11 protein-coding genes and 1 pseudogene are annotated in these 11,584 nt (G+C 62.0%); 6 read left to right on the forward strand and 6 right to left on the reverse strand.

Translation table 11 applies throughout. From position 1 onward, the window contains the following. The 5 genes from Q7T64_RS12465 to cysM all read left to right on the forward strand — a co-directional run. Positions 1–957 (forward strand): lipopolysaccharide assembly protein LapB (locus Q7T64_RS12465; protein WP_304796069.1); only part of this gene is annotated, 957 nt, incomplete at its 5' end. A gap of 31 nt (positions 958–988) precedes the next feature. Further along, positions 989–2,365 (forward strand): UDP-glucose/GDP-mannose dehydrogenase family protein, encoded by a 1,377-nt coding sequence (locus tag Q7T64_RS12470; RefSeq protein ID WP_304796071.1) that lies wholly within the window; start codon positions 989–991, stop codon positions 2,363–2,365. After that, entirely contained in the window at positions 2,362–3,303 is a 942-nt protein-coding gene (gene rfaE1, locus Q7T64_RS12475; RefSeq protein ID WP_304796073.1) for a D-glycero-beta-D-manno-heptose-7-phosphate kinase, read from the forward strand. Before Q7T64_RS12470 ends, rfaE1 begins: the two co-directional genes overlap by 4 nt. 83 nt (positions 3,304–3,386) lie before the next feature. Then, entirely contained in the window at positions 3,387–3,695 is a 309-nt protein-coding gene (locus Q7T64_RS12480) for a helix-hairpin-helix domain-containing protein (protein ID WP_304796076.1), read from the forward strand. A gap of 97 nt (positions 3,696–3,792) precedes the next feature. Then, on the forward strand, positions 3,793–4,704 hold the full coding sequence (gene cysM, locus Q7T64_RS12485; RefSeq protein WP_304796078.1) for a cysteine synthase CysM: 912 nt from the start codon (positions 3,793–3,795) through the stop codon (positions 4,702–4,704). A 136-nt stretch (positions 4,705–4,840) separates the two neighbouring features. Here the strand turns inward: cysM and Q7T64_RS12490 are convergent, their stop codons facing one another. Together Q7T64_RS12490 and Q7T64_RS12495 are read right to left on the reverse strand one after the other, a co-directional pair. Then, entirely contained in the window at positions 4,841–5,164 is a 324-nt protein-coding gene (locus tag Q7T64_RS12490; protein ID WP_304796080.1) for a hypothetical protein, read from the reverse strand. Positions 5,165–5,482: 318 nt separating this feature from the next. After that, positions 5,483–6,067 (reverse strand): DUF1415 domain-containing protein, encoded by a 585-nt coding sequence (locus Q7T64_RS12495; RefSeq protein WP_304796082.1) that lies wholly within the window; start codon positions 6,065–6,067, stop codon positions 5,483–5,485. Between the two features lie 234 nt (positions 6,068–6,301). Between Q7T64_RS12495 and Q7T64_RS12500 the strand changes: the two genes are divergently transcribed. Further along, positions 6,302–7,534, forward strand: coding sequence for an MFS transporter (locus Q7T64_RS12500; protein ID WP_304796084.1), 1,233 nt, complete (start codon positions 6,302–6,304; stop codon positions 7,532–7,534). Positions 7,535–7,554: 20 nt separating this feature from the next. Here Q7T64_RS12500 and mltB read toward each other — a convergent pair whose 3' ends face one another. The 4 genes and pseudogenes from mltB to Q7T64_RS12520 form a co-directional block, all read right to left on the reverse strand. Further along, complete coding sequence (gene mltB, locus Q7T64_RS12505; RefSeq protein ID WP_304796087.1) at positions 7,555–8,604, reverse strand: lytic murein transglycosylase B; 1,050 nt, start codon at positions 8,602–8,604, stop codon at positions 7,555–7,557. A 65-nt stretch (positions 8,605–8,669) separates the two neighbouring features. Continuing rightward, on the reverse strand, positions 8,670–9,596 hold the full coding sequence (locus tag Q7T64_RS12510) for a transglutaminase family protein (RefSeq protein WP_304796091.1): 927 nt from the start codon (positions 9,594–9,596) through the stop codon (positions 8,670–8,672). A 108-nt stretch (positions 9,597–9,704) separates the two neighbouring features. Further along, positions 9,705–10,724, reverse strand: a pseudogene (locus tag Q7T64_RS12515) (DUF3488 domain-containing protein); the annotation flags it as partial. After that, on the reverse strand, positions 10,725–11,584 hold an 860-nt coding region (locus tag Q7T64_RS12520), incomplete at its 5' end, for a DUF58 domain-containing protein (protein ID WP_304796089.1).

Here is an 11,584-nt window from a genome sequence, read left to right on the forward strand (position 1 = left end):
TTTGCGCTGGGCAACCTGTTCCGGCGTCGCGGCGAGACCGAACGGGCGATCCGGGTCCATCAAAACCTGCTGGCGCGCCCCGATTTGCCGCCCGAGCTGCAGATCCAGGCCCGCTATGAGCTGGGGCAGGATTACCTGAAAGCCGGCCTGCTCGATCGCGCCGAGGAAACCTTCAACCTGCTGGTCGATACGCAATACAGCGCCCAGGCCCGGCGCGCACTGCTGGAAATTTATCAGCGCGAGAAGGACTGGTCGCGCGCCATCGAGGCGGCACGGGCATTGCAGGACTCGGGTGCCGGAACCCGCCAACGCGAGATTGCGCAGTTTTTCTGCGAGCTGGCGCAAGACGAACTGGTGCGCACCAACCCGGAAGGGGCCTTGGTCCAGCTGGAGCACGCGCTGGCCTCCGACCGTACCAACGTACGCGCAACGATGCTGATCGGCGACGCCTATCTGGCGCAGGGCGATATCGAAGCCGCGCTGGCGGCCTGGCGCCGGGTCGAGCAGCAAAGCGTGCCGCATGTCGCGCTGGTCGCGCAGCGCCTGATGGATGGCTACAAGGCGGTCGGCCGGCCGCAGGAGGGCGTCAACCTGTTGAAGTCCTATCTCGCTGAAGCATCTTCGGTCGACCTGGTGGAAGTCGTGCTCAAGGCCGTTACCGAACTTGACGGCATCGAGGCCGGCTATGCCTTGATCAGCGAGGAGCTGCGCCGCACGCCGACCTTGCTGGCGCTGGACAAGTTCCTCGCCGCGCGGCAGCGCTACGCGCAGCAGGAAGTGCGCGAAGAATTGGCATTGGTGGGCAACCTGGTCCACAACTATGCGCAGAAGCTGGCGCGCTATCAATGCACGCATTGTGGATTCAAGGCGCGCCAGTTCTATTGGCAGTGTCCTGGTTGCAGCCGGTGGGAAACCTATCCGCCGCGACGCACCGAAGAACTGACGATCATGAGTTGATGGACCCAAGGCTCAACATTCTGGAAAATCCATGCGAATAACAATTATCGGCACCGGCTACGTTGGCCTGGTTACAGGCGCCTGCCTGGCAGAGCTGGGCAATGACGTTTTTTGCCTGGACCTGGACCAAAAGAAAATCGATGTGCTCAACAGCGGCGGCATTCCGATCCATGAGCCTGGCCTGGCCGAGGTGGTTGCCCGCAATCGCAGTTATGGACGGCTCAAGTTCTCGACCGACATCGAGGCCGCGGTCGCGCATGGCGACGTGCAGTTCATCGCGGTGGGCACGCCGCCTGACGAAGACGGATCCGCCGACCTGCAATACGTGATCGCCGCCGCCCGCAATATCGGCCGCTACATGACGGATTTCAAGGTCGTTGTCGACAAGTCGACCGTGCCGGTGGGTACTGCCGACCGGGTGCGCGCGGCGATCCGCGAGGAACTCGGCAAGCGCACTGAAAAACTGGAGTTTTCCGTGGTGTCGAATCCGGAATTCCTGAAAGAGGGGGCGGCCGTCGACGATTTCATGCGCCCGGACCGGATCGTGATCGGTTGCGATGAAAGCGACGGCGGCGAGCAGGCCCGTCGCGTGATGCGCAAGCTGTATGCACCGTTCAACCGCAATCACGAGCGAACCATCTGGATGGACGTACGCTCCGCCGAGTTCACCAAATATGCGGCAAATGCGATGCTAGCCACCCGCATCTCATTCATGAATGAGATGGCCAATCTTGCCGACCGGGTTGGCGCTGACATCGAAGCCGTGCGCCAGGGCATCGGGTCAGACCCGCGGATTGGCTTTAGCTTCCTGTATGCCGGCTGCGGCTATGGCGGATCCTGCTTTCCGAAGGATGTACAGGCCCTGGAGCGCACGGCCCGCGAATACGACCAGGACTTGCTGATCCTGCGCGCGGTCGAGCAGGTCAACAACCATCAGAAATTCATCCTTGGCCGCAAGCTGGTCGAACGCTTCGGCGACGATTTGGGTGGCCGTCATTTTGCGATCTGGGGCCTGGCATTCAAGCCCAACACAGACGACATGCGGGAAGCGCCGTCGCGCGTGCTGATCCAGGAACTGGTGTCGCGCGGCGCGACCGTCGCCGTGTACGACCCGGTTGCGATGGAAGAGGCCCGGCGCGTGCTCGACATCGATTTCGCCGGACGGCCGGCCGAGCTGTCCCGCGTGCACTTTTGCGAGTCCAGCAACGACGCCTTGCAAGACGCCGATGCGCTGATCATCGTCACCGAATGGAAGGCATTCCGCAGCCCGGATTTCGACTTGATCAAGCGGCGCCTCAAGACGCCGGTCATTTTCGATGGCCGCAACCTGTTCGAGCCTGACGTGATGTCCGACAGCGGTATCGAGTATCACGGTATCGGTCGCTCCGCAGCCACCACCAGCGCATGACTTCCTTCAACGCCGCCGCCACCGCTGCCGCCCGTATCCTGGTGGTTGGCGATGTGATGCTGGACCGTTACTGGTTTGGCGAAGTCACCCGCATATCGCCAGAGGCACCGGTGCCTGTGGTGCGTGTACAGCGGCGTGAAGAGCGGCTTGGCGGCGCGGCCAATGTCGCCCGCAACGCCGTGGCGCTCGGCGCGCGCACCGGCCTGCTCGGCGTCGTTGGCCAGGACGAGGCGGGCGACGCCGTGGAAGCGATGGTGCAGGAAGCCGGCATCCGTTCCTGCCTGAACCGCGATGCGGCAATCTCGACCATCATCAAGCTGCGCGTGATCGGCAGGCAGCAGCAATTGCTGCGCATCGATTTCGAGGAACCGCCCACCGAGATCGTGCTGCGCGACAAGCTCACGCAGTTCAATGCGTTGCTGCCGGACTTCGACATCATCGTATTGTCCGACTATGCCAAGGGCAGCCTGGTGAATGTCGCCGACATGATTGCCGCGGCAAATCGCGCCGGCAAGCGGGTGCTGGTCGACCCCAAGGGCGACGATTTTTCCCGTTACAGCGGGGCACAGGTCCTGACGCCCAACAAATCCGAATTGCGTCAGGTCGTCGGCAACTGGAGCAGCGAAGCCGACCTGACCCGGCGCGCTCAGGCGCTGCGCAGCCAATTGCAGCTCGATGCGCTACTGCTGACCCGTTCCGAGGAAGGCATGTCGCTGTACACAGCCGATTCGGTCGAGCACTTTCCCGGAATGACGCGCGAAGTGTTCGATGTATCAGGCGCCGGCGACACCGTGATCGCCACGCTGGCGACCATGTTAGGCGCCGGCATGTCGCTACGCGACGCAGCACAGGCCGCTAATCGAGCAGGCGGTATCGTGGTGGGCAAATTGGGTACCGCGACCGTCGTCCTCGACGAACTTTTCCCGCCAGGCGCCTGACGGCGTCAACCGCGTTCCTGCTCGGGCGTTGCTCTTCTCATCGCGCTGCCGCCGGCGGCGCAAGCACGGTTGCGGAGAGTTCGATGATCAAACAATTGATACAAGTTACTGTTTTGGCGATCAGCATGGCAGGGCCGGCTTATGCCCAGGTGGATGCAAATCGCGGGGATCAAGCGGCACTGGATGGCGTCAAATGGATCGGTCCGACGATCTCTGGCGCGATACTTGAAGAACGCAAACGGCGCGGCTTGTTCAAGGACTGGCCCGATTTCGAGCGGCGGGTAAAAGGCATCGACGAACGCCGCGCACTGGCCTTGTCGGAGGCTGGCCTGACCATAGACGGCCGAGGCCGGCCGGATACGCTTCGTGGCGAGAAACGCCCAAGTCGCTGACACGGGTTGGCGCCTGCTTTGCACATCGCAGTCGATCAGCGATTAGAATGGCAATCCTCCAAGCGCTCATCGACCGGGCCTGCGCCCGCGAACCATCATGCCAAGCAAATCCTACAAGACCATTGAAGAAACCATCGGCAATACGCCGCTGGTCCAGTTGCTGCGTATTCCCGGCGAACAAGCCGCTGCCCGCAACAACATCATCCTCGGCAAGATGGAGGGCAATAATCCGGCCGGCTCGGTCAAGGATCGGCCAGCACTGGCGATGGTGAAAGGCGCGGAAGAACGCGGCGAGATCAAGCCCGGCGATACGCTGATCGAAGCCACCAGCGGCAACACCGGCATTGCACTGGCGATGGCGGCGTCGATGCGCGGCTACAAGATGGTGTTGCTGATGCCCGAGAACCTTTCACTGGAGCGGCGCCAGAGCATGGCAGCCTACGGCGCACAGATCATCCTGACGCCCAAAACCGGCGGCATGGAATTCGCGCGCGACCTGGCCGAGAAAATGCAGAAAGAAGGCAAGGGAATCATCCTCGACCAGTTCGCCAATCCCGACAATCCGCGTTCGCATTACGAGTCGACCGGTCCGGAAATCTGGCATGACACCGAAGGTCGGGTCACCCATTTCGTCAGCGCGATGGGCACCACCGGCACCATCATGGGCGTGTCGCATTACCTGAAGGAGCAGAACCCGGCGATCTGCGTGGTTGGCGCGCAACCGGATGAAGGCTCGCAAATTCCGGGTATCCGGAAATGGCCGGAAGCCTACTTGCCGAAGATTTTTGACCGATCCAGGGTGGATCGGGTGGAAAACGTCAGCCAGGCTGCCGCCGAACAAATGGCGCGGCGCATGGCGATCGAGGAAGGAATTTTTTGTGGCATATCGGCAGCGGGCGCCTGCGAAGTCGCGTTGCGCATTTCTGCCGAGACCGAGAATGCAACGATTGTGTTTATTGTTTGCGATCGTGGCGACCGCTATCTGTCGACCGGGGTTTTTCCGGCTTGACATGGGCCGGCAGCAGGAGCGTCAGCAGCGCTGCTTCAACAGCGCTGCTTCAACAGCGCTGCTCCAACAGCGCTGCTTCAACAAATAACTTTCCCGCCATTTCCGTTGCGCATTGGCTGCGTAATGTCGCTGCTGATCAATCGTCGAGCGATGCGCCGTTTTTCTTCGGCTTGAACTGCTTGTCGCTGATCCGGAACTTGTCACGGCGATCACCCATCAGCATGCGCAGGTCGCGGATGCTCAAGTCGCTGACTTCATGCATGCGAATCAGCAGCGATGCGCCGACAGGCAGGCGGCGGTGACGGATCTTGCTGATCACGGGCGGTGCAACTTCGAGTGCGCGCGACAAGGCGGCATCGTTCTTCAGGTGCAAACGCTCGATCAATGAATCGAGCAGGTTGTTCGGGTCGTAGGCGACCTGGTCTGCGAGGCGGTTGCTGGTAGGGGTTTCTATATTCATGGTGGGTAACAGTCCAAAATGCGGAAAACGGCTCGGAAGGGATACAAGTGGCACTTACCAGCTTTACCGGTACGCGGCGCGTGTACGCGGCTCGCGGTATTGCTCTTTCGTTATTATATTGACTATTGGAAACAATATAAAGTGCCATCTCGCATCGTGGAGCGGGCGCTCTGTTTACGCCCGGTGATGCTTTGAATTCTACGGATTGCCCCAGCAAAAGTACTGCTTGGTTACGTTTTGTTAAGTTTCTATGTTGCAAGTTTCCTTGAAACAATCATAACAAGCCGTCTTTGCCGTCAATTGAGGCAAGTCAATATTTCAGCGGTCTGGTGGCAGCGTCCATATGCGCTCGAACTGGTCCTGTGGCAGCTCCCTGAGCAAATCGATATTGCGCAGGTAGACCGACGAGGGGTCGGGCAGGGAATCCACGGCGCGGCTGATGCTTTCTTCGCGCAGCAAGTGCAACATCGGGTAGGGCGACCGGTTGGTGAAATTGGCCCGGTCGTCGGCAGGACTGTCAGCAAACTGATAGTCGGGATGAAAGCTGGCGACCTGCAGCACGCCTTCATATTCGGCTTGCTCGATGATCAGGTCAACGAGTTCGAGATAGTCGTTGTAATCAGCGAAGTCGGCCAGTACCAGCGGATGGATCAGCAGGATGGTGTCGAGCACATCAGGCGCGGCTGTGGCCAGTTCATGCAGGCTGGCCAGCAGGTCGGCGCTAAGGCTTTCACTGTCCGTGGCGCGGCTGACGGTATACCGTATCTGCCCACGGACCTGTACCGCCTTGGCGAACGGGCACAGGTTAAGCCCGATCACGGCTTCGTCGACCCAACGCCGGGTGTCATTGATCAAGTTATTGTCGTCGACCATGGTTGCTGTCCTGATGTCCGGGCTTGCCATTGTGGAGGGCACGCTTTGCGTGATGCCCAATGCGGATTGAAGGCCGATTTTAGCGCAGGCCCCTGACCGCGCCGCGGATTATCGGGCGTGGCTGGTGCTCCGATCCGGAGGGTCACCCCGATTCTCGTGTAAGATTTCTTCTCGGAAACGCGGATTCACCGCTTCCACTCTGCTGGACGCCGCGCTGGAGAAGGCCCCAGGCGATCGGATAAAAGAACATGAACTGCCTTCACCATGCCTGATTACAAATCGCTGCGTCCCGTCCTTCCCATCCTGATTTGCGTATCGCTGGTGTTGAGCCTGGCAATGGGGCTGCGCCAAAGCCTGGGCATCTTCCTGCAGCCGCTGACCCGTGACATCGGTATCTCGGTAGCGCAATTCACGATCGCCATTGCCGTACAAAACCTGACCTGGGGTGTGCTGCAGCCGATTTCTGGCGCATGGGCTTCACGGATGGGTTTCCGCATCACGATGCTGCTTGGCGCGTCCTGCTATGTGGTCGGCCTGATCCTGCTGGCCACGGCACAGGGACTCACCGGTGTCATCCTTGGCGCTGGCGTGGCCATCGGTGCGGCCATGTCCTGTACCGGCAGCGCCATTTCGCTGGCGGTGGCGGCGCGCTCGGTTGCGCCGGGAATCCGGCTTCTGGTACTGGGCTTCGTGTCGGCTGCCGGCTCTTTGGGAGCGCTGCTGGCGGCACCGATCGGACAGGCCTTGACCCAGGGCTATGGCTGGCGCGTCGGTGCGGCATCGTTTGTCGTGATTGCGCTATTGATGTTGCCTGCGGCCTGGGTCGCAGGCCGGGTCGATCGCCTGCCGGTGCCGCCCACGCCGGGCGGTATTGAACAGACTGGCCGGGCGGCGCTCGGTTCGGCCTTGCGCCATTCGTCTTTCCTGGTGTTGACGCTGGCTTACTTTGTTTGCGGCATGCAGTTGATTTTCCTGAGCACGCACCTGCCGTCCTATCTGGAAATCTGTGGCATGGATCCGATGCTCAGCGCCAAGGCGCTCGGCGTGATCGGTGGTTTCAATGTGCTGGGCAGCCTGTTTTTCGGCTGGGCCGGCACCCGCTATAACAAGCTGATGCTGTTGGGTGGCATTTATATCGCGCGATCAATCGCGCTGGGCTGGTATTTCATGAGCAGTCCCACGCCGGCTTCGACACTGCTGTTTGCCGCGATCATGGGCTTCCTGTGGCTGGGGGTCGTGCCGCTGATTTTCGGCTGGATCGGCGAAACTTTTGGCGTGCGCTGGCAGGCGATGCTGGGCGGCGTGGCGTTCATGAGTCATCAGATCGGCAGCTTCACCGGCGCTTTTGGCGGTGGCTTGATCTATGATCTCTCGGGTTCCTACAATGCGGCCTGGCAGATTGGTGTGGGGGTCGGACTATTAGCCGGTATGGTGCAGGTCGGCTTTGCCTGGAGCCGACCGCGGCCGCCGCTACCGCCGGCGGCTGTTGCGGCCTGACCGATGGCGACTGGCTGCGCTCATTTGCCGCGCGCCACCCGCACCGATTTGCCAAGCTCGATCACCGACATGGCGTAGAAATAGCTCCGGTTATATTTCGTAATCGCGAAAAAATTATTGGTGCCGAGCCAGTATTCGGTCGCCTCCCCGCCGTTTTGCAGGTCGACCAATCCATACAACAAGTCGGTGGGCAAGCTGGTCAGCGGTGTGACGCCGGCCGCGGCGAGTTCATCGACATGGTTGAGCGCCTGTAGCCCCTGTTTCAGGAAATCCGACCAGCTGTCGCTGGCGGTGACGGCTGCCGGAAATGCGGTCGGTTCGCCCGGCGTCCATCCGTGCTCCAGCAAAAAATTGGCGACACTGCCGATGGCGTCCACGGGAGAGCCGCGCAAGTCGATATGGCGGTCGCCGTCAAAGTCGATCGCATAGCGGCGAATGCTTCCCGGCATGAATTGCGGCCAGCCGATTGCGCCGGCATACGAGCCAAGCAGCGCGAAGGGATCGATCCTTTCCTCGCGGGCGTAGAGCAGCACATTCTCGAGCTCGCCACGGAAATAATCCATGCGCGCCGCGCGGTTCGGCGTTTGCGGATAGGCGAATGCGAGCGTGGCCAGGGCATCCATCACGCGGAAATTCCCTGTGTTGCGGCCATAGCTGGTTTCCACGCCGATGATGCCCACGATAATCTCCGCCGGCACGCCGTACTGTTCCTGCGCGCGCGCCAGGTCGTCGGCATGACGGTCCCAAAAATCGACGCCGTATTGGATCCGTGTCGGCTCGACGAAGCGGGCGCGGTAAGCCTGCCAGTTCTTCGGCTTGCCCGGTGGCGCGGGCCTGACCAATTGCACTGCCTTTTCCACGAAGCGCACATTGGCGAGCGCAGCGCGTATCTCCTCGCGCTCGAATTGGTGCTGTTCCACCATCTTGTCGATGAACGGTGCGACCTCTCTCCACTGCGAAAAATTAGCGAATTCACCGGCTTCCTGGGCGCTGGCGCTGACCTTTTTCAAAACGGCCTTGCGCGCTTTGCGCTCAGCCGCCTGGCTCTCGTGCGCAGGCAAAACGAGCATGATGGCCAGTGGCAGGCAGGCCAGCCAGGGCAGGCGGCGATTACGGTTGCTGTGACGACGGTGATCTAGCGGCATAAAGTCAATAATTTCCTGAGGCGGGACAAGCCGTGTTCCGGGGCAGGCGCGCCAGCCGGCTTGTTGTCGTGCGGGCGAGCGTATCGCATAGTTTCGTACAGAGCGAGGAATTCACACCAGGCGCGCAGCTTTTCCGGATTCGCGGCGTGCGTCGCCTGCAGTCGCTGTCGCCAGCCTTGCGGTCCTTCGTGCAGTGCAGGCTGCTGTCCCTGGCGCAGCAGGCTGCGACAGAAGCGTTCATAGAGCAATTCGAGTGGGTCGCGGTGGCGCCGGTTGCGCACCAGCGGCAGGCCGATCAGGGCCATCACGATGGCCAGGGCGGCCATCATCAGGCCCGTCAGGGTGCGCCAGTCGGGGTTCTCGAAGCCGAGCGCTTCGAGCAGGTCGCGCTGCCGGCCCGCCGAGTAGTCCAGCACCAACTGGTTCCAGCGATTATTCAACGCGTCCCAGTTCATGCGCAATTGCCGGATCGCACTCGCCCACGCCTGGCCTTCCACATTGAAGCTGACCAGGCCGCCCAGTAGTGTCTGCGGCAGGGCGCTGCGCAGGCTGCCTTCTATGCGGGATGGCGCAACAGCGGCGGTCGGATCGATCCGGACCCAGCCGCGCCCTTCCAGCCAAACTTCGGCCCAGGCATGCGCGTCGGACTGCCTGATCGTCATGTACTCACCCGGCTGGTTCATTTCGCCGCCCTGGTAGCCGGTGACGACCCGGGCCGGTATGTCCATGGCGCGCATCAGCACCACGAATGCATTGGCATAGTGTTCGCAAAAACCGGCGCGGGTGTTGAACAAAAAATCGTCCACCGTGTGCTGACCCAGCAACGGCGGCGCCAGCGTGTAGCGAAAATTTTGCTGCCGGAACATGGCCAGGACCTGTTTCAACAGCACCTCGGGATCTTCCGACGACCTGAGCATTTGCGCCGCCAGCAGGTGCGTCTGGGGATTGAAGCCGGCCGGCAACTGCACCCAATCGCGCAGCGAAAGCGCGGTCTCGTCGCCCGGATAGGCGAAGTCCAGGTAGGAAGTCGCGTCGTAGCGTAGCCGCTGGTTGATCACGCTGCGCGTGGTCAGTTGCATGTCGGGCTGGAGCCGCACCAGTTGGCCGCTAATCTGCGGCATCGCTGCCGGCATCTCCAGCATGAACAGCGATTGCTGGCCGGTGGGTTCCAGGGTCACGCGATAGCGGGTGCCAGTGCCGGCGGTGCGCAGTCCGCTTGCTGTGGCTGGCAGCCGGCCGGCGGGCAGTGCGGTCCAGGTGCGGCCGTCGAAATGGCCGAGCACCGGTCCGCGCCAGTAGAGCCGCGCGGACGGCGGTACGGCGTCGGTGAAACGCACGCGAAAGGCGACGTCGCTGGACAAGGCCAGCCTGGAGATATTGCCGGGGGCCATGCTGTTGCTGAGCCCGGAGGTGCCGGTGTCGCCCTGGCCGGGCATGCCCCAGAACGGCCCGTGGAAGCGCGGAAACAGCACGAACAGCACCAGCATCAGCGGCACCGACAGGCCGACGATCCCCCCCGCGAGTTGCAGCCGCTTTCGCAAGGGCGGCGCATGCTGGGCGTACTGGAAGGATATTTGCACCGTCAGCACCAGCACCACGGCGACGCCCATCCGTACAGTGGTGAGCACGCTTTGCGACTAAAAAAAGTTCCTCAGGATCAGGCAGAAACTGAGGAACACCACCACGAAGGCATCGCGCTTGGCATGCATCTCCAGCAGCTTGAATGCAATGAGCAGCACCAGCATGGCGACACCGGTGTCGCGGCCGAGCATGGTCTTGTAAGTCAGCAGCACGCCCAGCATCACGGCCAGGCAAACAGGCAACAACAACCAGCGTGGCGGCATCCGCTCGCCAAGGAAGGTGATCCAGCAGCGCCACACCAGCAGTCCAGCCGCTACCTGGGTGATCCAGCCGGGCAAATGCTCGCCATGCGGCGCCATGATCAGGGCGCAGGTAATGATCAGGAACAGGGTGTCTACTTTTTCGCGCGACAAGCTGTTGGCCTGTGCGCGCCAGCGGGAAAACGCTGGTGGTGGCTGGCTCACTCATGCGCTCCGGTAGAGCGCGAGCGCGCGCAGGCACTCGGCCTGGTGGGCCGGACCCTGGGATGCGGGAAATACCGTGCCGCCCAACATGAAGCGGTAGCAGAGGCCGCGCTGTTCGGCTTCCAGCACCCAGCGTGTCATGCGCGACAAGCGCTGTTCCAGCGGCAGCGCGGCCAGTGTGCAATCGTCGATGCACAGTTCGGCGTTCACGCCGCCTTCGAAATGCTTGCTGACCAGTCCCGTGGCGCCGTGGGCGCCGTTGTTCATGCGGGCAATCTGCCGCCATGCCAGGCGGCTGGGAGAATCGCCTGCCTGCCAGGCGCGCACGCCGGCAAAATCGTCCCTGCCGGCGGTGCCTGTGCCATCGGACGCGCTGATCTCACTGGCCGGCAGCGGTGCGCCTTGTGGCTCCGGTTGCGGGTAGACCAAGGTAGCGAGATCGGGTTGCCAATAGCTCCAGGCGCGCAGCAAGCCCAGCGGGAACCGGGTCTGCAGACGGATGCGCGGCGCTTGCAGCCAGCCGCGCTGTGGGGCTGGCGTCGACAGGCGCACGACGGATTCGCCGAAAGCCGGCAAATCCACCAGGGTTTCCACTTCTGCCGTGCCGGGGCCGATGAATCCGATGTCGATCGCGTAGCGCGGGTGCCGGCTGCGATTGGCCAGATGCAAATCGAAGTGCGCTTCACCGCCGGCAAATACCGGTGCGCTGCGGCCGGGCGACAGGGTCAGCCATGCCAGGTTGCGGAAGGTCAGCACCATGCCCACCAGCGCGCAGCCTGCGACCAGGAAAGTCAGCGCAAAGCCCATGTTCAACTGGTAATTGACCGAGCCGATGAACAGCCCGAGCAGCATCAGGACAT

The organism is Lacisediminimonas sp. (assembly GCF_030645335.1).
In the GTDB taxonomy this organism is placed as follows: Bacteria; Pseudomonadota; Gammaproteobacteria; order Burkholderiales; family Burkholderiaceae_D; genus Lacisediminimonas.